The following is a 21710-nucleotide window of genomic DNA, read 5'->3' as shown; positions in this document are numbered from 1 at the left end:
ATGCATGCCATCGAGATCGATCGACTCACCCGCGTCTACGGCCCCGTCCGGGCAGTGGATGGTGTGAGCTTCCACGTGGAGCCCGGGGAGATCTTCGGCTTCATGGGGCACAACGGCGCGGGGAAGACGACCACCCTCCGGATGCTGCTCGGGCTGACGCGTCCCACGTCGGGCAGCGCCCGGGTGCTCGGCCACGACGTGGTGCGCGAGAGCCTCGAGGTGCGCCGCCAGTGTGGCTTCCTCCCCGCCAGCTACGCGCTCCCGGCCCACATGACGGCGCGCCAGTTCCTCCACTACGTCGCCGCCATGTTCGACCTCGACACCGGCGTGGCCGAGTCACGCATCCAATCGCTGCTCCAGCTCTTCGGTATCGAGGCCGCGGCGGACCGGAAGCTCGGCGGCTTCTCCACCGGCATGACGCAGAAGGTGGGGCTCGCCCAGGCCCTCATCAACGAGCCCCGCATCCTGCTGCTGGACGAGCCCACCTCCGGATTGGATCCTCTCGGCCGTCACGAGCTGCTCGAGCACCTGCGCCGCCTGTCCTCCGAGCGCGGCGTCACCGTGCTCTTCTCCAGCCACATCCTGTCGGACATCGAAACGCTCTGCCGGCGCGTCGCGGCGCTGCACCAGGGCAGGCTCGTCGCCTTCGGCCCCATCGAAGGGCTCAAGAGCGAGCACCGCTCGGCGAACATGGACGAGCTCTACCTGTCACTCGCGCGGAGGGCCGCATGAAGGCGCGCTTTCTCTGGCTCGACATGCGGGCCACCTTCGGCGAGCGCAAGACGTGGCTGGCCGCGGGCATGCTGGCCTACGCGGCGCTCGCCATGCCGGTGATCGCCGCGAAGCCGCCCGAGCACGTGCTCTCGGCCCTGAAGGGGTGGTTCTCCACCTCGGACCCCTCCATCCTCTTCCTGTTCATCTGGACGGACCTGGCGATGAACAAGAGCGTCATGGTGCTCGGGGTGGTGCTCGCGGGCAGCCTGCTCATCCGCGAAAAGGAGACGGGACAACTCGCGGTGTTGCTGTCCAAGCCCATGTCGCCCTCCGCCTACTTCCTGGCGCGCACGCTGTCGGCCTGTGCCGTCATGGGGGTGCTCTACCTCGGCGCGCACCTGGTCACCGCGCTCCTCGTCTCCCGGACCATCCCGGGATTCCGCCCGGGGATCTTCTTCGCCTCGATGACGGTGCACCTGTTCGCCGCGTTCTTCTGCGTCTGCTTCAGCGCGCTCATGGCCGTGCTCATCCAGAAGCGGGCGCTGGCGGCGCTCGTGAGCCTGCTGGTGCTCAGCCTGCTCGTGGGCCTGGCCTTCATCGGCTTCTACAACCCCGCCTGGAGTGGCCTCTCCGCCTTCAACCCCATCACCCAGGGCATCTCCATGCTCGGCCACCTGGATGATCCGAGCCCCGCCCACATGGTGGGACCCATCGCCGCCCTGCTGGGCATGAACGTGGCCGTGCTCGCTCTCGGCGCCCTGCGGGCGCGCCACCTGGAGGTGTGACGCCATGCAGGCTCCTCTTCGCCGCTACCGGCTCCTCGAGGCCCGTCATTCCCTCGGCGGTGTGCCGCTCGTGTCCCTGCTCGTGGGCATTGTCGTGGTCTTCTTCACGGCCGAGCTCATTCCGCGCCTTCCCGCCGCGGTCAATTCCTTCATGGAGCGTTCGTTCCTGATCCGGGGGCTCGATGCCGTGATCCTGGTGAACGTCTACACCGGCATCTACATGCTGCCCTTCTTCGGCGGGGTCGCCGGGTTGATGCGCGCCCTCGTCGAGCCCCGGGAGAACCGCTCCCTGGAGATGCTGCTCTGCAAACCCATCTCGCGCCGGGCCTTCCTGATGGCCCGCGTGGGCCCCGTACTGCTCGCCTCGTCGGTGGTGGGCATCGTGATGTCCCTGCTCACGGGGCTCGCCGTGCGGCCCTTCATGGGAGAGGGGTCCACCGTGAGCGTGGCGGGGGCGATCGGCTCCGGGCTCATCTTCACGGCCCTGGCCGTGCTGCTGCTCTGTGTGCTCGTCGGCCCGCTGCTCCTGGTGCGCGATGCGTTCCAGGGACTGCTCGTCGCGTTCCTGCTCTGGATGCTGCCGATGATTCCCACCGTGGTGCTGCTCTACCGCCCCGATATGTACGAGGGGCGTGAGCGGCTGCGCGACCTGCTCGTCCTGGGGCCGAACCTCCTGTGGTTCGACGCCTCGGTGCCTTTCCTCGCGGCCATCGCGCTGGCCGTGGCCTGCGTGGGCTCCTGGGGCGCACTCGTGCTCGGCACCCGCGTGTTCGAGCACGCGGAATTGCGCTGAGCCCGCTTCCCCGGGTCCTGTCCGTCAGGGACCGATCGTGGCGGAGTGGGCCACGTTGCGCAGCACCTGCTCGGCGGCTCCGGGCGACGTGGGGTCCACGCCGTCCAGCCACCGGTCATACGTCAGGTGGAGGGTTCGGCTCGCCTCCAGCACGTCCGGGGTGAGCGAGAGCCCGTCCAGCCAGACCTCGGCGTTGGTGAGGCTGGCCGACTCCAGGCGGAAGGACTGCTCGGGCCCACCGCTGGCGGGGAGGATCCGGCCCTCCAGCAGCAGGGTCCTTCCCTCCATGTCCACCTCCGGCGTCAGCCCCTCGGCGTCCGCGTCCGCCGGCGCGAAGACGAGGCGGGCCCGGCAATAGCTTCCAGGCGGCGGTTCCAACGTCCCCAGCGCCTTCAGCTCGCCGTCAGGAAGCTCCAGGCCGTTCACGTGGGGGATGCCCAGCCGCCGGGGCGTGTTGGCCTCGTGCGCCTCGGCCGTGCCGATGGGGGAGAGGGCGCGCAACCACCGCCACGCGCTGCTCGTCTGGCAGGGGAAGATCTCCACGCTGCCCAGGGTGACGTGGGCCCGATTCAGGGTGATGCGGTCACCCCGGTCGTTGGTGAACTGGCGCGCGGTGCCTTCCACCAGCGTCTGGGTGGAGGGACGGAAGTCGAGCCCGAGATGGAGGCGGACGCCCTCCTCGCGAGCGCCACAAGCGCAGAGGGCCAACAGGAAGAGGGAGGCGGTGCGGGACTTCATAGATCGTAGACGATGGAGGCCTGGAGGATGGGGCTCTGGCGGACGTTGTCCAGGAGGTTGAGGACGGGCACGCGCACCCCGAGCTCCACGATCACGTCGGTGACGGGGCTGAAGAGCACGTCCGGGGACACGAAGGCGAGCAACCCGCTGCCCACCGGATCGGCGACGCCGCGCAGATCGCTGGGGCCCTCGAGGCGGCTGTCCACGGCGAGGCGCACGGCCCAGCGCGGGCTCGGCTGGAGCTGCGCGGCCAGCGTGGTGCGCAGGGAGGCTCCGGCACGGAAGCCCTCGCGCCCGCGCGTGGGGAGGTAGCCCGTGGCGCTGGCGAGGAAGGACCAGTCACCGCGGAAGGTCGAATAGGAGAGCCCCAGGAGCGGATCCAGGGACGCGGTGCCGAGCTGCGCATCGAGCGACAGCGGGCGTCCGTCCGCGTCGTTCACCGTGGGCGAGGTGGGCAGCCGGGCCCCGGCGAGCACGCCGATGAGATGGTTCGCCGAGAACTCGCGATCCCGGAAGATGAAGACCTTGGCACCGACCTCCATGTCCCCGGGTCCCCACGCCGTCTCGCGCGAGAGGCTGATCTGCTGCAACGAGCGCGTCTGCAGGGGCAGGGTGGCGGACAGAAAGAGCCAGGGCAGGGGGGCATAGGCCACAGACAGGTCCATGCGCAGCTCGCGCAGGGTGGCGGCGTCCACGGCGTCCTGGCCGGTCGTCAGGCTCCAGGCGCGCACCTGGTTGGCGAGCCGCAGGCGCCCGGCGAAGGGCTGCTCGGTGCCCATGGAGGTGAGGGTTGGATCTCCACAGGCGCAGGTGGCGCAGGCCCGTCCCTCCAGGGGAACGAGCAGGGTGGCCATGAGCAGGGGGGCGGCGAGGCATGACTTCCACATGACGCGTTGCACTCTAGCGGCCGGGGCTCGCCACCCCCCTGTGGCGAGTTGTCGCGGTGTCACCCGAGCGGCAGTGTCCGTATGACTTCGAAGGGACGATTCCCCTCGCGCGCGATGATGCTCACCCCGGTGACCTGGAAGACGAGGGGCGTCCAGGTCTCGCCCAGCCGCTCCAGGAGCGCCTGGACCTGTGTGGCGCTCCCCGACTGGCCCACGCTCAGGTGCGGAGTGAATCCACTCGGGAAGCGCGAGGTATGGGCATACGCGGGAGCAGCGGCCTGGAGCACGGCCTGGAGCCGGACGAAGGCCTCGCGGGGCTCCGGCGCGAGCCAGAGCGTGCTCCGGTCCGCGCGGTGCTGGAAGACCTGGAACGAGGCGAGGACCGCCTCGAAGGGACTCAGCGCGGCGCAGGCGGCCTCGAGTGAAGGCAGGAGCGCGGGCACTTCGTCGCGTGGTGCGAACGGGTAGAGCAGGGTGACATGGGGCATCCAGCGCTGGATCTGCCGGTCATGCTCGTGGCGGATCGCCTGGATGGGCGGCCAGACCCCGGCGGGAGGAATGAAGACAACTGCCGTCCGGTGGGTCCACGCTGGATTCGTCATGGCATGACGCAGTGTTCCAGATGTTGAAGACTCACAGAAAGCCGCATGACGTCTGCTAGTTTGGTCAGACACCCGGGAGTGCGGCTGTGGGGGGATGCCCGCTCCTCTGTCCAGGAGGCAATGCATTGATGAAGTCGAGCCGCTTCGAAAGCGTTCCCCCAGTCGTGCGGAGCAAGCAAGTGACGGTGAAGCAGCGAGCGAATGTCCTGTGCACGACAATCGCTCTCACGTTGGTCTCCGGGCAGGCGGCATGGGCGCAGGAGCAGGGCGCGCCGGTACCAGCGCCCGCGCCGGCGCCCGCTCCAGCACCGCCACCGGCGCCAGCGCCAGCGCCAGCGCCAGCGCCCGCAGCGCAGGGCGGGACGGTGCAGGGCAAGGTCACCGCGGCCTATGGAGATCCGCTGTGGGGGGTCGTCGTCTCGGTGCGGGGCACGAAGCAGAGTGTCCAGACCGACGTGCAGGGCAACTACACCCTCACGGGCGTGGCTCCGGGTGAGCGCACCCTGGAGGTGCGGGGCGAGGGCTTCATGAGCCAGACCCGCAAGTTGACGGTGGCCGCGGATGCGCCGCTCCAGGCCGACTTCGCGCTCGAGCTGGATCTCCTGGCGGTGGAGGAGATCGTCGTGACGGCGCAGACGCCGGACCGGAAGATCCGCTCCAGCACGGCCATCTCGACCCTCAACGAGGAGGAGATCAAGGCCCGCGCGCCGCGCAACACCGCGGACCTGATGCGCATCGTCCCCGGCTTCTACGTGGAGAGCTCGGGTGGTGAGGTCGGCGGCAACCTGTTCGTCCGCGGTCTCCCGGCGGATGGCTCCTACCGCTACGTGGCGCTGATGGAGGACGGCATGCCCGTCTTCGACTCCACGGAGCTCTTCTTCGTCAACAACGACATCTTCCTGCGCGTGGACGAGAACATCGAGCGCATGGAGGCGGTGCGCGGCGGTACCTCGGCCCTCTACGGAAGCAACGCGCCCGGCGGCGTCGTCAACTTCATCAACAAGACGGGTGGCGACAAGCTGGCCGGCACGGTCCGGGCTTCCACCGCCACGGCGGGGCTGTACCGCCTCGATGCCAACCTCAACGGCCCCATCGGGGACGACTGGCGCTTCTCCGTCGGCGGCTTCTACCGCTTCGACAATGGCGTGCGGTACCCGGGCTTCCCCGCGTCCACTGGTGGCCAGTTCAAGGGCAGCCTGATGCGCACCTTCCACACGGACAAGGTGGACGGGCATGCGCGCGTGACGTTCAAGTACCTCAACGACCGGAACACCTTCTACCTCCCGCTGCCCTTCCGGGGCCGGTTCGACTCGAGCAACCGGTTGACGGGCTATGACTTCGTGGAGGGTTTCCCGACAGATGGCACGCTCACCTCGCCCGAGGGCGTGAATGCCCAGGTGCCGCTGCCTCGCGGTGCGGGTCTGCTCAACCTCCCGCTGGACAACGGCCAGCAGCAGATTGGCGGCTCCGCCATGGCCGAGCTTCGCCTGTACTTCCCCGGGCTGCGGCTCGAGGTGCAGGACAACCTCCGGGCGATGATGATGGATCACAGCTGGAACGCGATGCTGCCGTTCGAGCTGCGTGACGCGAATGCCTGGGCCGAGTCGGTCGTCGGCGCGGGCACGCCCTATCGGATCACCTGCTCCAACCTGCCCGGTGCTCCGGAGTTCGGCACCGGCGCGTGTTCCACGCCCAATGGGCTCGTGAACCTGGGTGGCCAGTGGCTGATCAACAAGCCCATGACCAACGTGTCCAACCAGCTCCGGTTCATCAAGTACGGCTCGCTGGGTCCCACCGAGCACACGCTCTCCGGTGGCCTCTACCTCGGCTACTACACGGCGGACAACCGCTGGCAGTTCAACGACATCGTCACCAACGTGCGCAGCCGCCCGAACTTCCTGGATCTCCAGGTGCTCGATGCGCCGGGTGGCTCCGTGGTGCGCAACGTCACCCAGAATGGCTTCCGCCGCTACCTGAGCAGCTACACCAACGGCACGGGCAATGCGACCATCGCGGCGGCCTTCCTCGGTGATGAGGTCAAGATCGGCGAGAAGTTCCGCATCGACCTGGCCGGCCGTGTCGAGCGCAACTCGTTCCAGCAGAACGTGGAGCGGACGGCCTCGTTCGACCTGGGAGATCCCACCACCAACGCGGATGACAACGCGCTGTTCGGCACGGGCAAGTTCCAGCAGGTGACCACGTCGCTCACCGACTGGGCGCTCTCGGGCGGCGTGAACTACGCCCTGTCCGAGCAGGCCTCGGTCTACGCCCGCAGCAGCCGCGGCTACAAGATGCCGCTGCTCGACCAGTATCTGACCGCCACGGATCCGTCCGACCCGGCGTTCCCTCAGACGCCGGAGTTGCTGTGGCAGAACGAGGCGGGCATCAAGCTGGGTGGAAGCTGGTACGCCCTGGCGGCCGTGGCCTACTGGATGCAGATCGAGAACTTCCCCAGCCAGGACGCCCGGGTGGATCCGGACACGGGAGACACGAGCTTCGTCACCGTGTACGCGGGCAAGGCGCAGACTTTCGGCCTGGAGCTGGAGGGCGCGGTGCAGCCGGTCAAGTGGTTCCGTGGGCAGGCCATGCTGACGCTGCAGGATCCGCGCTACACGGAGTTCAACGAGGGCGCGGAGGACTTCACCGGCAACCGCATCCGCCGCATCCCCCAGGTGATTGGCGATGTGACGGGCACCTTCATGTACGGAGACGTCAGCCTCGGCATCAACTGGAACTACGTGGGCCACCGGTTCTCGAACAACGCCAACACGGTGGACCTGCCCGGCTTCGGCCAGTTCAACGCCCGCGTGGGTTACACGTACGAGAACTTCACCCTGGACCTGCAGCTCTTCAACGCGCTCAACAGCACCGGCCTCACCGAGGGCAACCCGCGCGTGGACGAGTCGCTCGGCGCCGTGCCGGACATCTTCCTGGCCCGGCCGATCCTCCCGCGGCGCCTCATGCTGTCGCTGACCGCGCGCCTGTAGCCGCGGTGAGCAGCACCCGATGAACGACGAGCCCGGCGGCCCCATGAGGATCGCCGGGCTCGTTTCATGCCGGGGCCTCGGCCCGGGGCTTCCGCTCAGCCCTCGGAGGGCTCCGGGGCCTTCTCCTTCTCGGCGGCCGGGGCCAGCTCGAAGTCGAGGATCTCGAACGTGCCGTCGGCGAGGTCCGCCTTCTCCACCAGCTCCACGCCCTGGCTACGGGTGGCGGACAGCACGTCCTCGCGCACCGGCCCGAAGCCGGCGAGGGTGGCCGCGTTCCCCGCGAGCTTCATGCGGGTGACGCCCCGGCCCACGCCCGCGCCGGACTCGCTCTTGCGCTTGTTGATGGCCTGCTGCGCGGCCTCGGCGATCGCGAAGGAGGCCGGGTTGGCTGGCTTCTCGATGCCCGCGAAGGTTCGCGCGTCGGGCCAGCGGGCGCGGTGGATGCTCTTGCGGCCCGTCTCCTCGGCGAAGGCCCAGCTCCACACCTCCTCGGTGATGTAGGGCAGCACGGGGGCGAACAGCCGCAGCAGCACGTTGAGCCCCAGCCGCAGCGCCGCCACCGCCGAGCCGCGTGCCTCCTCGCCACCCGAGGACTCTCCGCGCGCACGCGCCTTCACCAGCTCCAGGTACGTGTCCGTGAAGCTCGCCCAGAAGAAGCTCTCCGTGTTGGCCAGCGCCGGGGCGAACTCGAACTCCTGGTAGGACGCCGTCGCGGTCTCCACCACGCTCGCGAGCTTCGCCACGAAGGCCCGATCCAGCTCGTGGGTGATGGGGTGCTCCTGCGCCGTCTGGCTCAGCACGTACTTGCCGGCGTTGAAGAGCTTCGTCACCAGCCGCTTGCCGACCTTGAACACCTTCTCGTCGAAGGCCGTGTCCGTGCCCAGCCGCGCCGAGGCCGACCAGTAGCGCACCGCGTCCGCGCCGTAGTTCTCCAGCAGGTGCATGGGCGTGATGACGTTGCCCTTGCTCTTGGACATCTTCTTGCGGTCGGGATCGAGGATCCACCCGGAGATGAGCACGTGCTTCCAGGGGATGGTGTTCTCGTGAAGCATCGCCTTGGCGATGGTGTAGAAGGCCCACGTCCGGATGATCTCGTGGCTCTGCGGGCGGATGTCCGCGGGGAACAGCTTGCGGTGGCGCTCCGGATCCAGCTCCCAGCCCGAGGCGATCTGCGGCGTCAGCGAGCTGGTGAACCAGGTGTCGAACACGTCCGACTCGGCGGTGAAGCCGTTGGGCTGGTCGCGCTGCGAGGCGTCGTAGCCCTGAGGCACGTCCACCGTGGGATCCACCGGGAGCTGCTCACTCGTGGCGACGATGGGCTTGTCGTGGATGGGATTGCCGTCCGCGTCCAGCGGGTACCACACGGGGAACTGCACGCCGAAGTAGCGCTGGCGGCTGATGCACCAGTCGAGCTGGAGGTTCTCCGTCCAGTTGCGGTAGCGCGAGCCCATGTGCTCGGGGTGCCACTTCACCCGATCGCCGAAGCGCAGCAACTGCTCCTTCTTGTCCATGAGGCGGACGAACCACTGGCGCGTGGAGATGAACTCGAGCGGCTGGTCTCCCTTCTCGAAGAACTTCACCTCGCGCTGGATGGGCTTGGGCTCGCCCTGGAGCGGGACGCCCATGCCGGGCTTCGCCGCGCCGTCCTCGCGCCGCAGCAGCTCCACCATGGCGGTGCGCGCCTGCTTCACCGACTTGCCCAGCAGGCCCGCGTAGAAGCCCTGCGCGGCCGGGGCATCCAGGCTCTCCCAGCCCGGCTCCCCGAAGGTGACGGCCATCAGGCGCCCGTTGCGGCCGATGATCTGCCGCAGGGGCAGCTTCTGCTGGCGCCACCAGAGCACGTCCGTGGCGTCACCGAAGGTGCACACCATGAGGATGCCGGTGCCCTTGGTGGGGTCCGCCAGCTCGCTGGGGAAGATGGGCACCGGGACGCGGAAGAGCGGGGTGATGGCGCGCTTGCCGAACAGGCCCTTGTAGCGCTCGTCGTCGGGGTGCGCGGTGACGCCCACGCAGGCGGCCAACAGCTCCGGGCGCGTGGTGGCGATGGTGAAGCGCGCATCCGAGCCCTCCACGCCGAACTCGATGTCATGGAACGCGCCCGCCTGGGGCCGGTCCTCCACCTCGGCCTGGGCCACGGCCGTCTGGAAGTCCACGTCCCACATGGTGGGGGCCTTCACCGAGTAGGCGTGGCCCTTCTCGTACAGGTCCAGGAAGGACAGCTGCGCCAGCTTGCGGCTGTCGTCGTCGATGGTGGCGTACTCCTCGGCCCAGTCCACCGACAGGCCGATGCGCCGGAACAGACCCTTGAAGACCTGCTCGTCCTGCTGGGTCACCTGGTGGCACAGCTCGATGAAGTTGGGGCGCGAGACGGTGCGCGGCGGCTGCTTGGAGGACTCGGCGGTGGCCGGCTCCAGACGGAGGCCGGACTCGTGCGGGGTGCGGACGTCGGCGCGGACGTTGAAGTAGTTCTGCACCCGGCGCTCGGTGGGCAGGCCGTTGTCGTCCCAGCCCATGGGGTAGAAGATGTTCTTGCCGAGCATCCGCTGCTGCCGGGCGATGACGTCCGTGTGCGTGTAGCTGAAGATGTGGCCCACGTGCAGCGAGCCGGACACCGTGGGCGGCGGGGTGTCCACGACGAACGTCTCCTCGCGGGTGCGCGAGGGATCGAAACGATAGGTGCCCTCCGACTCCCACCGGGCATCGAGTTTCTTCTCGATGCTCTCGGCTTCGAAGTGCTTGGGGAGGAGCTCGGGGTTGATGGAGCGGACCGTCTTCATGGCCGCGAACATGCCAAGGAGGCGTGTCCGCTGCTACTGAGATCTCCAGGTCCGCTCCCCCTGGGGGCTCACTTCGCGTTGAGGGTGGTCAACGTGAACGCGCGCAGGGCGCTGAAGAGGCGCGCGGAGACCTGCTCGTAGCGCGCATGGACCTCCTCTGTCTCGAAGTTCTCATCGTTCCACGAGCCCATGCCTCCGAAGACATCCGCCACCGAGCAGGCCAGGACTCCCCGGAGCTTCTCCTCCGAGGGCTGGAAGGGCTCGAAATCCGAGACGGCGTTGATCTTGCGTCCGAAGACGTCGCGAGCGCGCTCGCTGAACCCCGCCGCCTTCAGCACCGCCACGAGGGCGTCCACCCGCTCCGGGGTGAGCTCCCCCGTGAGCCGCACCTGGCCGCTCTCGAGGACGAAGCGCGCCAGCTTGAAGGCCTCGAAGAAGGGAGAGCCCTGCTGCTCGGCGAATGTCTCCGCCTCTCGCAGGGCCGCGAGGAACTCCTGCCGGAGCTCCGCGGCGGGCCGGGCAGGGGAGCCGAGCCGAGGGGGCAACTCCCCGAGCTCCTGGAACAGGTACACCTGATAGCCCTCGGTGTTGGGCGCCAGGCGCAGTTTCTCCCGCTCCAGGAGGAGTCCCTTGTCCTTCTCCCGCTCCTCCGGCGTGGGCCCGCTGCGGCGGACACACCCGCGCAGCGCCTCGGGGATGATGGGGTCGGCGCCATGTGCCCGGCAGCACCCCTGCCACTCCTGCGTCAGGTTGCCCATGGGCAGCCCCAGGTGGGCCTCCGGGCCCTCGTTCCGGAGCTTCGCGGCGATGGACTCCGCCGTGTAGGGCTCCTCGCCCTCCGCCAGGAACTGGTTGAGGTTCCGGGCGATCCGCTCCCAGATTTCCCGCGCGAAGGGCTGGGCCTCCACCAGCGCCACGAAGTCCTGGGCCGTCGCCCCCCTCTCCAGGTACAGCCGCTCTTCCGAGGGGACGAACTCGTGCTGCCGGTCCGGGCCGAGCATCTGGCGATCGAAATCGTCGGGATCCGACGTGTGGAAGAACGAGCGGTACGCTTCGGGGATGTTCTCCACCGCGCTCTCGCGGCGGACGGTGGATTGCAGCGCGCTCATCAGGTCTCCGCCCAGGAAATCGAGCACCTGCGCCCCCTCGCGGGAACTCAGGTAGCGCACCACCTGGGAGGCCTCGACGGCGGGCCGGCCATTGAGCTCGTTGGACTCGGTGATGACCCGTGCCCAGGCCTCGAGGACGCGCTCCGAGTGCGGCTGGAGGAGGGCGATCTCCACGAGCTGTGCGGGTGTGATGAGGCTCTGGCGGCTGAAGACGGTCTCGAGCACGAAGACCGAGGCGCCGCCGCGCGTGCGGAGCTCCAGGGCGAGCCCCTGCGTGTTGGCGAACGCGGCGGCCATGTGCGCCGGGAGCCCTTCCATGGACAGGCTGCCCAGGTCCAGCGCGCGTGCCTCCAGGGGGCCCGCCTTGCCGAGCTCCTCGAGCCAATCGGCCAGGGGCAGCTCACGGCCATCCCGAGGGCGGGCGCCGAGGGAGTAGGTGTTGGGCCGTGCGAGGCGGCGCAAGGACCAGGACTCCCCCAGCATCGTCTCGAGCCGCGTGAGGATCTCCGGCCATCGCCCGCGCTCCATCTTCAGGAGCGAGGTCACCCAGGCCACGGCCATGTCACTGAGATTCATCCGTGGGACTCCGTACAAGTTGGGGCTCGTCTGGCACTCTACTTGATTGACGGATGGCCCGGGGTCGGGTGGCATCGGCCTCTGATGCCTGGAAGCCTCCCGACGACCGAGGGACCTCACGACGAGTTGCTCTTTCACACGTTCGCGGCGGCGATGCCTCACATCGTGTGGACGTCCACGGGAGGTGCGGAGGCGAGTGACTTCAACCCCGCATGGCACGCCTTCACGGGCCTTGCCACGCGCCTGCCAGGCGCCGCCGCGTGGATGGCCGTGCTGCACCCGGATGACGTGACCGCCGCGACGGTGGCCTGGGAAGAAGCCAGTGCCACCGGGACGCCGCTCGAGCGCGAGTTCCGGCTGCGCCGCGCGGACGGTGCCTATCGCTGGCACCACGTCCGGTGCGTGCCGGTGAAGACTCCGGCCGGCTCGGCCCGATGGCTGGGCAGCGCCACCGACATTCACGAGCGCAAGACCCAGAATGAGCGCTTCGAGCTCGTCGTCGAGGTGGCTGGTCTCGGGGTCTGGTTTTGCGACCTTCCGCTGACGGCCGTGACGTGCAATGCCATCTACAGACAGCTGTACGGCCTCCCCGCTGAAGGCCCGGTAACGGCGGAGATGCTGTTCCGTGCGATTCACCCGGATGATCTGCCGCGGGCGAACGAGGCGGTCCGGAGCGCGATCGAGGATCGGGTTCCGTACAGTCTCGACTTCCGGGTGGTGATCGGTGAGGGTGAACGGGCCCAGGTGCGGTGGCTTCACGCGACCGGCCGCGTCTTCTACGACGCCCACGGCCGTCCACGGCGGTTCGACGGCATCACCCGCGACATCACGGCCCAGAGGCAGCTCGAGGAGTCACTCCGGCGGACGCTGATCGAGAAGGACGAGTCGCTCCGGACCCTGGAGCTCATCAACACGACGGGCCAGTCATTGGCCGCCGAGCTCCAGCTCGAGAGGCTGGTTCAAGGCGTGACCGACGCCGCGACGCGGCTGTCCAAGGCTTCATTCGGCGCGTTCTTCTACAACGTGCTCAACGAGCAGGGGCAGGCGTACATGCTGTACACGCTCTCGGGTGTCCCACGGAAGGCCTTCGACAATTTCCCCATGCCTCGCGCGACCCGGGTCTTCGAGCCCACGTTCAAGGGCGAGGGAATCATCCGCAGCGACGACATCACCCAGGATCCACGTTACGGACACAGCGCTCCCTACAATGGGATGCCCCCCGGCCATCTGCCCGTGCGCAGCTACCTCGCGGTTCCCGTGAAGTCCCGCTCGGGCGAGGTGCTGGGTGGGTTGTTCTTCGGACACCCCGTGCCGGGCGTCTTCACCGAGCGAGAGGAGCGGCTCGTGGCGGGGCTCGCGGCCCAGGCCGCCGTGGCGATGGACAACGCCCGGCTGTTCCAGCGCGCGCAGGAGGCCATCACCTCGCGGGACACCTTCCTGTCGATTGCTTCGCACGAGCTGCGCACGCCCATCACCTCGATGAAGATGCAGACGCAGTACATGCGCAAGCGGATCGCCAGCAACGATCCCTCCGCCTTCCTCCCCGAGCGTGTCACCCGGCTGGTCGATCAGACCGAGCGCTCCATCGGCAGGCTCAGCCGGCTCGTCGAGGACATGCTCGACATCTCGCGCATCGCCACCGGCCGGTTGAACATGCAGTTCGAGCGGGTGGAGCTCAGCGTGCTCGCGCGCGAGGTGGTCGATCGCTTCGGGCCGCAATTCAACGAGGCCGGCCACGCGCTCGAGATGCACCTCACGCCGGGCCTCGTGGGCAGGTGGGACCGGGATCGGCTCGAGCAGGTGCTGGCCAATCTGCTCACCAACGCCCTCAAATACGCGCCGGGCGCCGCGTTGAAGGTGGCCACACGGGAGGTTGGTACCTCCGCCATTCTCGAGGTCGAGGATCGCGGGCCGGGCATCGCACCGGAGGATCAGCACCGCATCTTCGAGCGGTTCGAGCGGCTCGTCGATGCGAGCCAGATCAGCGGTCTCGGGCTGGGCCTCCACATCTCCAAGCACATCGTCGAGGCGCATGGCGGAACGATCCGGGTGCGCAGCGCCCTCGGCGAAGGTGCGAGCTTCGTCGTCGAACTCCCCGTCTCGGGACCCTCGACATGAACACGTCCTCGCGCATCGCGGAGCTCGCCCAGCCGCTCCTGGTTCCTCCAGGCCCAGGCCAGGCCCAGGAGAAGAGGCGTTGAGCGGGGAGGAGCCCATCCGCTCGGCTGCCCTCCTGGTGGCTGCACGCCTGTAGAAGGCTGTAGAAACGGCCTTCACCCCCGGTCCGGATTCCTGGGAGAATCGTCGAGTGTGCTAAACAACGCACCGCTGACTGACTGATACTGCCCCCCTATGCTGGAATCCCTCTCCGTACCCAAGCGACGCGTAGCGGCCCAGTTCGTCCTGCCGGGTGGTGCCTCGCGCAACGTGGCCGTGTTCCTCGCCGAAGCCGCTCCTGGGCACACCGGTGGTGAGCGCCTGTCGGACCTGCTCAACAACAGCGGCTCGCTGTTCATCCCCGCGGTGGACGCGGACACGGACGCCATGACGTTCGTGCACTGCGAGAACCTCGCCCTGGCGCGCGTGGCCGCCGAGCTCGAGCCCAACGTCGTCGATCAGTTCACCATCCCCACCGAGCACGAGGTGGAGGTGACGATGATGGACGGCCAGAAGCTGCGCGGGCTCATCACCTACGTGCTGCCCGAGGCCCACTCCCGCCTCACCGACTACCTCAACAACAGCGCGCCCGCGTTCTTCCCCGTGTTGGAGGGGGAGCGCGTCGCCCTGGTCAACAAGCGCCACGTCGCCTACGTGGAAACCCTTCGCCGCTGAGAAGCCTGAAAAGCCATGGCTCGGTTCGACGCCTTCATCGAGAAGCTCTACAAGGAAGCCGGTGTCGCCATCATGTTGGAGACCGGCAGCGGCATCAATTTGCGGACCGCCGCGGGCAACGTCCCCATGGTCAAGGCGGGTCTCAACTCGCAGCAGATCATCGGTGCGCTCTCGGAGATCCTCCCCGCGGACATGCGGGGCAGCTTTCCCACCGAGGGGGTCTCCACCTTCTCCTATGCCGCTCCCTCGGGCGCGGTGCAGGTCAAGGTGCAGAACGTCGCCGGCCACCTGAAGGTGGCGCTGGTGCCCCAGAAGGCGGCGCCGGCCGCGAACGTCGTCGCGGTGCCGCTCCCGGCCCCGACTCCGGCGGCGCAGGCCGGCCTGGATCTGCCGCCCGCCTCCGAGGATGACAAGCTGGAGCTGGCTTCCCCGGCGGACATGATGGATCTGGCCGCTCGCGGTGCCGGCGGCGCCTTCACCGCCGGCCCCGGCGCCACCGCGCGTGCGCCTACCGCTCCGGCCGCCGGGCCCCGCGCCGTTCCCACCGCCGCTCCGGCCGCCGCCAAGGCCCCCACGCCGGCGCCCGCGCCTGCTCCCGCCGCCGAGGTGAAGTCCTCCATCCAGGTCATTCCCGTCAACGACGGGCCGGACTCGGATGCCGCGCAGGCCCTGCGCGCGCTGTTGGATCGCATGCTCGACAAGAAGGCCTCGGACCTCCACCTGTCCAGCCAGGTGGTGCCCATGCTGCGCATCGACGGCGACATGGTGGCGCAGGAAGACTACCGGCCCCTCACGAACGATCGCCTCAAGGCGATGCTCTGGACCATTGCTCCGGAGAAGAACAAGAAGCAGTGGGAGGAGACGCGCGACACGGACTTCGCCCACGAGACCGAGCGCGCCCGCTTCCGCGTCAACGTCTTCGAGGATCGCAAGGGCATCGGCTCGGTGATGCGGCAGATCCCCACGAAGATCATGTCCGCCGAGGACATGGGGCTCTCCAAGCACATCCTCGACCTGTGCTACCTCAGCAAGGGTCTGGTGCTCGTCACCGGTCCCACGGGCTCCGGTAAGTCCACCACCCTCGCCGCGATGATCGACTACATCAATCGCAATCGCGAGGACCACATCATCACGATCGAGGACCCGATCGAGTTCGTGCACCCGAACAAGAAGTGCCTGGTCAACCAGCGCGAGGTGCACGTCCACACGCACGGCTTCAAGAACGCCCTGCGCGCCGCCCTCCGTGAAGACCCGGACATCGTGCTCGTCGGCGAAATGCGAGACCTCGAGACGATCGCCATCGCCATCGAAACGGCCGAAACGGGCCACCTCGTGTTCGGAACGCTGCACACCAACACGGCGCCCTCGACGGTGGACCGCATCATCGACCAGTTCCCCGCGGACCGGCAGGAGCAGATCCGCATGATGCTCTCCGAGTCCCTCAAGGGCGTCATCTCGCAGATGCTGGTGAAGAAGATCGGCGGAGGCCGCGTGCCCGCGCAGGAAGTGCTCCTGTGCACCAGCTCCGTGGCCAACCTCATCCGCGAGGGCAAGACGTTCCAGATTCCCTCCATCATGCAGACCTCGCGCGGCATCGGCATGCAGACGCTCAACGATGCCCTGCTGGATCTGGTGAAGAAGAAGCTCTGCGAGCCCAACGACGCCTACATCAAGGCCATCGCCAAGGCCGAGTTCAAGCAGATGCTGGAGCGCTCGGGCTTCAAGATCGATCTGCCCACCTCCTGAGCCAGGGAAGAGGACATGCCGTGACCCGGGAGCTGTCCAGGGTCACGGCTGTCCGTGTCCAACCTCAGTCCAGTGAGGCCTGGTCCGCGAAGAAGACCACGCGGCCGCCGCTGGCCGGGCTGGTGCTGCCGTTGTAGCCCTCGGTGACCGTCCACAGGTTGGTGCCGCTGCCCGTGGCGTGCATGCCCTCGGGCATCCGCGCCCACTGGCCGCTGCCGGACAGGTACGCCGTGCGCGAGGCCCCCGTGGACACCTTGAAGAGGGCGCCGCTGTAGCGCGTCGAGCTCAGCCAGTACGACGTGGCCGCCGTGGTGGTCATGATGGGGGCCACGCCCTGCACGTTGGGCTCGTTCATGATCCAGGCGCGCTCGGGGGCCACCAGGCCGCTGACCGTCTTGAGGCGGTACGTGGTGGAGTCCACCGGCCAGCGGTAGAGCCGCCCGCCGAGCCCCGGGGTGGAGCCGTCATAGGGGCACCCCGTGCCGGTGTTGTTGCAGTACTCGCCCGAGAGCAGCACGTCCGTGGCGCCGCGCGTGTCCTTGCCCAGGAAGGAGAACTTGGGGCGGCAGGGGCTGGCGATGGTCGAGGGCACCACGTACGCGCTCACCTGCGGCAGCACGTACTTGTAGCCGTAGGCGCACCACTCGGTGCCCACCTTGCCGATCGCCGTCTCGCACGTGGTGCTGGTGCTCACCTGGCGGATCTGCGTGAGGTCGAACACGCGCACGCCGTCCGCGGTGTCCGCCATGTAGAGGTAGTTGCCGTACCAGGCCAGGCCGCCACCGTGCTCGGGGATGGTGGTGAAGTTGCCGGCGCTGGTGGGCCGCACCAGCAGGAGGTGCCGGTAGTTCACCGCGCTCAGGGACATGTCCGAGATGTCCGCCACGGAGATGCGCACGCCCTTGTCCGGGCCGGTGAGCGTGTAGTGCCAGGCGACGATGGCCACGTTGGTGCTGCCGGACACGCCCGCCGTCAGTCCCTGCGGCACCCAGTCCGTGGTGGACATGTCGCCGTCGTTCCAGCGGAAGCCGCCCTTGTAGCCCACGGCCGCCGGGCGGTTGGTGGAGGTGAGCACCGGGCCCGCGCGGTTCAGATCTCCCAGGACGGCCGGCAGCCCCAGCGCGGGGCCCACGCCCGTCATGTACGAGGCGTAGGTGCTCCACGTGTTCTGATCCTGCAGCTTGAGGCAGCTCGCGTCATGGGCCGTCAGCGGCGCTCCCTCCGTGAGGGCCTGCTGCCCGATGCCCGTGGTCTCTTCCGCCGGCTCCGACTCCAGGGCGGGACCGCACCCCGCGAGCCCGGCCCCGGTCAGCCACGTCGCGATGAGGAGTCTCCTCGTCTTGTTGAAACCCATGTCGCCTGCCTCCTTCTGGGAAGTAAGAGAAGGCGGGACTTACATGAGTTTGCGTGATTGTTATAGTGGCTTCAGGCGCTTCCCGGTGTTTCGGTTAGGGTTTCTCCATGGCCACTGGTGAGCGCGACGGGCTTCGGACGTATCTCGATGAGGCGCCTGGGGTCCGGCCGCTCCAGGATTGGATCTGGGGGTTGGCTCGGTGGGGGAAGCCCGTCCTCGTCCGTGCCGCGCTCGCCGTCGCCGAGGCCTGTGTGGACCGGTGGCGCCGGGGCGCTCCCAGGGACGAGGGCTGGCAACGTCACTTCGCCTCGTCGGCCCTGCCGGAAGAGGCCCTGGTGGCCCTGCGCGCGTGGCTGGAGCGGGGAGCGCCGCCTGGAGACGCCGGGCTCGTGTCGTGTACCGCGGCCCTTCGCGACCTGATGGGCAACGCGGAGTTCTATGATGACGAAGCCATGGGCGGCGGTGCCGAGCGCGAGCAGGCCGTGGCCTCCGGGCGTGCGATCCTGATGGCCCTGGAATCGTCCCTGTGGACGGTGGAGCGCGCGATCGAGGGCGTCCCGGACGAGGCCGAGCGCCAGGCGATCGCGCGCTCGGGGCCCGCACCGGAGCTCTGGGAGGCCGTGCGGGCGTATCGCCACGCACTCCCGGATCGCTCGGAAACCACGGTCCGGGAGCTGATTCGCGACGGTCTGCGTTAGAGGTGGAAATGCCCCGCCGCCTCCGGCTGGTACGGCACGGCGACGATGCGGATCTTCCGGGTTCGTCCGCCTGGCATGGGCCAATCGATGGACTGGCCCACGGACAGCCCGATGAGGGCGCTCCCGACAGGCGCGAGCACGGAGACGCGGCCTTCGTCGCCGCGTGCATCCCACGGGTAGCAGAGCGTCACCTCCCGGCGTGCGCTCGTCTCCTCGTCCTCGAAGACGACGGTGCTGTTCATCGTCACCACGTCCGGAGGGACCTTCTGGGAGCTCATCACCTCGGCCCGGCCCAGCTCCAGATCCAACATCTCGGCCAGTGCGGCGTTACGCCCGCCGCTGTATTGCTCGATGACGCGCTGGAGGCGCTCCAGGTCGGTCTCCGTGACGATGATGCGTCGCTCTTGCTGGGTCATTCCGTGTTCCTCATGGGGCAGTGGCCGTGTTGCGGCCGGGGTTGTGTCGAGAGAAGTCAGGTCGGCTCGCGCGAGAGGACGAGATGGCGGCGACGCCGGAGCGTGCCTGGGCCGTCTTCAGCGGGAACCGGGACGCCGCGCGCCCGGACTCAGAACTGGGGGCGAGCGGCGCGGGACTGGAGCCAGGCGGTGGCCCGGCCGTGGGCGAGCAGCACCCGACGCACCACGGCCCAGCGCGTACCGGACTTCATCGCAGCTGGGCAGGGGGACATCATGGGCTCGGTCACCACGGGAATGCGCACGGTCTCGTGCGCGGACATCGGGCGAGTATAACTGCCCGCTGTCCCCGGGCAAGCCAGGTCTCCGGTGCCCACGCCTCGAGGTCATCGTGAACCAGCCTGCCCGCCTGAGCCACCGTCCAGCCGCCGAGAGTGACGACGCCTTCCTCTTCGAACTCTATGCGAGCACCCGTGCGGAGGAACTGGCGGCCTGGGGCTGGAGCGCGGCGCAGCAAGAGCCCTTCCTGCGCATGCAGTGGCTGGCGCAGAAGCGCGGTTACGAGGCGCGCTACTCCTTCGAGGGCCACTGCATCCTCGAGCACGAGGGCCGGCCCGTGGGCCGTCTGTGGGTGGTTCGCGGCGAGCACGAGCTGCGTCTGGTGGATGTGACGCTGCTTCCCGCGTACCGGGGCTCGGGCCTGGGCACCTCGGTGCTGCGCACGCTCCAGGAGGAGGCCGCGGCGGCCGGCAAGCCCTTGAGGCTCCATGTCATGCGGAACAACCCGGCCCTGCGGCTCTACACCCGGCTGGGATTCATGCCCGTGAGTGGCGTGGAGGTGGATCCAGCGGAGCCGTATTGTGAGCTGCGGTGGCCCGCGCCCGGCGCCGCTTGAGCACCGGGCGGGGCCCCTCCCATCACCTACCGCAGCAGCAGATTCTCCGGCGCGGGCGCCACCGTCTTGAGCACCTGGCCGGCCTGTCCAGCGGTGGCACTGACGATGGTGGCGGTGCCGGGGATGAATCCTCCTCCGTTACCACCATTGCCGCCGCACGCGCCGCCGCCACCCGCCGTGGTGACCGACGTGCCCGTGGTGGGTGCGGCGTTGTCTCCAGCGGTTCCACCGTTCACCACGGTGCTGCCCGTGGTGGTGGCCGCCGAGGAGGAGAGCAGGTGGATGATGCCGCCACCGCCACCGCCACCGCCTCCCTCGCCCGTGCCGCCATTGCCATTGAATCCATCCGCCCCGTTGCCTCCGTTGGCCTGGATCGTTCCCGCCAGGGTGATGGCCCCCTTGGCCGCGACGACGACGACACCCCCCGCGCCTCCGCCCGTGCCGAGAATCGAGGCGCCCGCCGTCATGGGATTGGTGCCATTCTGGCCGTTCGCGGTGATGCTCGCCCCCGTGATGATGCGCACGCTGCCTCCGGATGCGATGATCAGCGAGCCACCGCCCGCGCCGCCGTTGGCGCCATCACCCGCGTAGATACGGGCGCCGGCTCCTCCTCCCGCGACCTGCGGGCGCAGCACCTGGGCGGCTTGGAGCCCGGTGATCGCCTGTCCACCACTGTAGGTGGAGGCCGGGGTCCGTGCGACGCCCTGCGGGGCCTCGCCATTTCCGGTGTCTTCCACACCCGGCTTCACCACGATCTTACCGGTGCCATTCACGGTGATGTCCCCCGAGGCGCGCAGCAGGGTGCCGCTGGGCACGGTCAGCTCTCCCGAGATGGTGATGGTGCTGAACTGGGTGTTGAGGCCCGCTGGCAGGCGCGCCAGATCGGCCGCCGTGGTGAGATCCAGCGTCTGTCCGTTGAGGAGGTTGAGGACGCCCGCCGAGCCATCCCCGTAGAGTCCCACCGCGCCGGACGGACCCTGGGGGCCCGCGCCACCCGCGGTACCCGTGTCGCCCTTGGGGCCATTGCACACGTAGCGGGTGAGGGCGGCGTCCACCTCGGCCGTGTCCAGCGTGCTGTTGCCATTGGCGTCCACACCGGCCTCGAGCTTGACGCCGCCGGTGGCGCAGTTGGCCCCAGCCGCCTCGGCCGACGTCTTCACCAGGGCCCGGGCTCCCGCCGCGCCCGTGGCGCCCGTGTCACCCTTGTTCCCCGGGATGCCCTGGGGACCCTGGGCGCCAGTACACACGTAGCGGGTGAGGGCGGCGTCCACCTCGGCCGTGTCCAGCGTGCCGTTGCCATTGGTGTCCACGCCGGCCTCGAGCTTGACGCCGCCGGTGGCGCAGTTGGCCCCGACCGCCTCGGCCGACGTCTTCACCAGGGCCCGGGCTCCCGCCGCACCCGTGGCGCCGGTATCGCCCTTGTCACCCTTGTCGCCCTTGGTTCCGGGGTCACCCTTGGCGCCCGGGACGCCTTGGATACCCTGGGCGCCGTTGCACACGTAGCGGGTCAAGGCCCAGTCCACCTCGGCCGCGTCCAGCGTGCCGTTGCTGTCGGCATCCACGCCGGCCTCGAGCTTGAGGCCGCCGGTGGCGCAGTTGGCTCCGGCCGCCTCGGCCGACGTCTTCACCAGCGCGCGCTTTCCTTCCGGACCCGCGGGGCCCATGGGTCCACCCGCGGGGCCGGGCTCACCCCGGGCTCCGTTGCACACGTAGCGCGTCTGGGCGGCGTCCACCTCCGCGTCGTCCAGGGTGCCGTTCCCGTTGGCATCCTGACCGACCTCGAGCTTCGAGCCCGCCATCGCGC

18 protein-coding genes are annotated in these 21710 nt (G+C 68.9%); 9 read left to right on the top strand and 9 right to left on the bottom strand.

Annotated features, from left to right (window positions below):
- From BO221_RS15920 to BO221_RS15910, 3 genes are read left to right on the top strand one after another with little or no spacing between them, the layout of a single operon-like run.
- Positions 1-732, top strand: a complete 732-nt coding sequence (locus BO221_RS15920; RefSeq protein WP_073561284.1) for an ABC transporter ATP-binding protein — start codon at positions 1-3, stop codon at positions 730-732.
- Complete coding sequence (locus BO221_RS15915; RefSeq protein WP_073561283.1) at positions 729-1499, top strand: ABC transporter permease; 771 nt, start codon at positions 729-731, stop codon at positions 1497-1499. Before BO221_RS15920 ends, BO221_RS15915 begins: the two co-directional genes overlap by 4 nt.
- 4 nt (positions 1500-1503) lie before the next feature.
- Complete coding sequence (locus BO221_RS15910) at positions 1504-2292, top strand: ABC transporter permease (RefSeq protein WP_073561282.1); 789 nt, start codon at positions 1504-1506, stop codon at positions 2290-2292.
- A 24-nt stretch (positions 2293-2316) separates the two neighbouring features.
- On the opposite strand, the gene BO221_RS15905 is transcribed toward BO221_RS15910, so the two are convergent.
- Genes BO221_RS15905 through BO221_RS15895 form a run of 3 tightly spaced genes read right to left on the bottom strand, consistent with a single transcriptional unit; the run spans position 2317 to position 4519 of the window.
- The gene (locus tag BO221_RS15905) at positions 2317-3030 is read right to left on the bottom strand and encodes a hypothetical protein (RefSeq protein ID WP_073561281.1); all 714 of its coding nucleotides are present in this window, start codon (positions 3028-3030) and stop codon (positions 2317-2319) included.
- Positions 3027-3917, bottom strand: coding sequence for a hypothetical protein (locus tag BO221_RS15900; protein WP_073561280.1), 891 nt, complete (start codon positions 3915-3917; stop codon positions 3027-3029). Before BO221_RS15900 ends, BO221_RS15905 begins: the two co-directional genes overlap by 4 nt.
- Positions 3918-3976: 59 nt before the next feature.
- Positions 3977-4519, bottom strand: coding sequence for a 2'-5' RNA ligase family protein (locus BO221_RS15895; protein ID WP_073561279.1), 543 nt, complete (start codon positions 4517-4519; stop codon positions 3977-3979).
- Positions 4520-4683: 164 nt separating this feature from the next.
- Between BO221_RS15895 and BO221_RS15885 the strand changes: the two genes are divergently transcribed.
- The gene (locus BO221_RS15885) at positions 4684-7506 is read left to right on the top strand and encodes a TonB-dependent receptor (RefSeq protein ID WP_158079852.1); all 2823 of its coding nucleotides are present in this window, start codon (positions 4684-4686) and stop codon (positions 7504-7506) included.
- Positions 7507-7601: 95 nt separating this feature from the next.
- Here the strand turns inward: BO221_RS15885 and valS are convergent, their stop codons facing one another.
- Both valS and BO221_RS15875 read right to left on the bottom strand, forming a co-directional pair.
- The gene (valS, locus tag BO221_RS15880) at positions 7602-10283 is read right to left on the bottom strand and encodes a valine--tRNA ligase (protein ID WP_073561391.1); all 2682 of its coding nucleotides are present in this window, start codon (positions 10281-10283) and stop codon (positions 7602-7604) included.
- Between the two features lie 68 nt (positions 10284-10351).
- Positions 10352-11968, bottom strand: coding sequence for a hypothetical protein (locus BO221_RS15875; protein WP_073561276.1), 1617 nt, complete (start codon positions 11966-11968; stop codon positions 10352-10354).
- Between the two features lie 84 nt (positions 11969-12052).
- Between BO221_RS15875 and BO221_RS15870 the strand changes: the two genes are divergently transcribed.
- The 3 genes from BO221_RS15870 to BO221_RS56185 all read left to right on the top strand — a co-directional run bounded on the left by BO221_RS15870 (position 12053) and on the right by BO221_RS56185 (position 16546).
- Positions 12053-14086 carry a PAS domain-containing protein gene (locus tag BO221_RS15870; RefSeq protein WP_073561275.1) on the top strand — a complete coding sequence of 678 codons (2034 nt, stop codon included), beginning with the start codon at positions 12053-12055 and terminating at the stop codon, positions 14084-14086.
- A 234-nt stretch (positions 14087-14320) separates the two neighbouring features.
- Complete coding sequence (locus tag BO221_RS15865) at positions 14321-14800, top strand: hypothetical protein (protein WP_073561274.1); 480 nt, start codon at positions 14321-14323, stop codon at positions 14798-14800.
- A 15-nt stretch (positions 14801-14815) separates the two neighbouring features.
- A complete protein-coding gene (locus BO221_RS56185; RefSeq protein WP_073561273.1) occupies positions 14816-16546 on the top strand; it encodes a type IV pilus twitching motility protein PilT in 1731 nt (576 codons plus the stop codon).
- 64 nt (positions 16547-16610) lie between these two features.
- On the opposite strand, the gene BO221_RS15855 is transcribed toward BO221_RS56185, so the two are convergent.
- A complete protein-coding gene (locus tag BO221_RS15855; protein ID WP_073561272.1) occupies positions 16611-17900 on the bottom strand; it encodes a hypothetical protein in 1290 nt (429 codons plus the stop codon).
- A gap of 107 nt (positions 17901-18007) precedes the next feature.
- Here BO221_RS15855 and BO221_RS15850 point away from each other — a divergent pair, with 107 nt between their 5' ends.
- Positions 18008-18598, top strand: a complete 591-nt coding sequence (locus BO221_RS15850; RefSeq protein ID WP_073561271.1) for a hypothetical protein — start codon at positions 18008-18010, stop codon at positions 18596-18598.
- Here the strand turns inward: BO221_RS15850 and rnk are convergent.
- Positions 18595-19014, bottom strand: a complete 420-nt coding sequence (gene rnk, locus BO221_RS15845) for a nucleoside diphosphate kinase regulator (protein WP_073561270.1) — start codon at positions 19012-19014, stop codon at positions 18595-18597. The two genes, BO221_RS15850 and rnk, sit on opposite strands and share 4 nt — an antisense overlap.
- A 149-nt stretch (positions 19015-19163) precedes the next feature.
- Complete coding sequence (locus BO221_RS56180; protein ID WP_233166029.1) at positions 19164-19334, bottom strand: hypothetical protein; 171 nt, start codon at positions 19332-19334, stop codon at positions 19164-19166.
- A gap of 68 nt (positions 19335-19402) precedes the next feature.
- On the opposite strand from BO221_RS56180, the gene BO221_RS56175 reads away from it, so the two are divergent.
- Positions 19403-19906: a GNAT family N-acetyltransferase gene (locus tag BO221_RS56175; RefSeq protein WP_233166027.1), complete on the top strand. Its 504-nt coding sequence runs from the start codon at positions 19403-19405 to the stop codon at positions 19904-19906.
- Between the two features lie 26 nt (positions 19907-19932).
- On the opposite strand, the gene BO221_RS15835 is transcribed toward BO221_RS56175, so the two are convergent.
- On the bottom strand, positions 19933-21705 hold the full coding sequence (locus tag BO221_RS15835) for a hypothetical protein (protein ID WP_083681066.1): 1773 nt from the start codon (positions 21703-21705) through the stop codon (positions 19933-19935).
- Between the last annotated feature and the right edge of the window lie 5 nt (positions 21706-21710).

The sequence above is a fragment of the Archangium sp. Cb G35 genome (assembly GCF_001896145.1).
In the GTDB taxonomy this organism is placed as follows: domain Bacteria; phylum Myxococcota; class Myxococcia; order Myxococcales; family Myxococcaceae; genus Archangium; species Archangium violaceum.
The sequence above is the reverse complement of the archived record's forward strand: the minus strand, read 5'-3'. Positions and strand labels throughout refer to the sequence as shown.

What these genes read in the sequence shown, in the direction of transcription:
- BO221_RS15920 (WP_073561284.1), top strand. Translation starts at nt 1, where the DNA reads ATGCATGCCATCGAGATCGATCGACTCACCCGCGTCTACGGCCCCGTC.
- BO221_RS15915 (WP_073561283.1), top strand. Translation starts at nt 729, where the DNA reads ATGAAGGCGCGCTTTCTCTGGCTCGACATGCGGGCCACCTTCGGCGAG.
- BO221_RS15910 (WP_073561282.1), top strand. Translation starts at nt 1,504, where the DNA reads ATGCAGGCTCCTCTTCGCCGCTACCGGCTCCTCGAGGCCCGTCATTCC.
- BO221_RS15905 (WP_073561281.1), bottom strand. Translation starts at nt 3,030, where the DNA reads ATGAAGTCCCGCACCGCCTCCCTCTTCCTGTTGGCCCTCTGCGCTTGT.
- BO221_RS15900 (WP_073561280.1), bottom strand. Translation starts at nt 3,917, where the DNA reads ATGTGGAAGTCATGCCTCGCCGCCCCCCTGCTCATGGCCACCCTGCTC.
- BO221_RS15895 (WP_073561279.1), bottom strand. Translation starts at nt 4,519, where the DNA reads ATGACGAATCCAGCGTGGACCCACCGGACGGCAGTTGTCTTCATTCCT.
- valS (WP_073561391.1), bottom strand. Translation starts at nt 10,283, where the DNA reads ATGAAGACGGTCCGCTCCATCAACCCCGAGCTCCTCCCCAAGCACTTC.
- BO221_RS15875 (WP_073561276.1), bottom strand. Translation starts at nt 11,968, where the DNA reads ATGAATCTCAGTGACATGGCCGTGGCCTGGGTGACCTCGCTCCTGAAG.
- BO221_RS15870 (WP_073561275.1), top strand. Translation starts at nt 12,053, where the DNA reads ATGCCTGGAAGCCTCCCGACGACCGAGGGACCTCACGACGAGTTGCTC.
- BO221_RS15865 (WP_073561274.1), top strand. Translation starts at nt 14,321, where the DNA reads ATGCTGGAATCCCTCTCCGTACCCAAGCGACGCGTAGCGGCCCAGTTC.
- BO221_RS56185 (WP_073561273.1), top strand. Translation starts at nt 14,816, where the DNA reads ATGGCTCGGTTCGACGCCTTCATCGAGAAGCTCTACAAGGAAGCCGGT.
- BO221_RS15855 (WP_073561272.1), bottom strand. Translation starts at nt 17,900, where the DNA reads ATGGGTTTCAACAAGACGAGGAGACTCCTCATCGCGACGTGGCTGACC.
- BO221_RS15850 (WP_073561271.1), top strand. Translation starts at nt 18,008, where the DNA reads ATGGCCACTGGTGAGCGCGACGGGCTTCGGACGTATCTCGATGAGGCG.
- rnk (WP_073561270.1), bottom strand. Translation starts at nt 19,014, where the DNA reads ATGACCCAGCAAGAGCGACGCATCATCGTCACGGAGACCGACCTGGAG.
- BO221_RS56180 (WP_233166029.1), bottom strand. Translation starts at nt 19,334, where the DNA reads ATGTCCGCGCACGAGACCGTGCGCATTCCCGTGGTGACCGAGCCCATG.
- BO221_RS15835 (WP_083681066.1), bottom strand. Translation starts at nt 21,705, where the DNA reads ATGGCGGGCTCGAAGCTCGAGGTCGGTCAGGATGCCAACGGGAACGGC.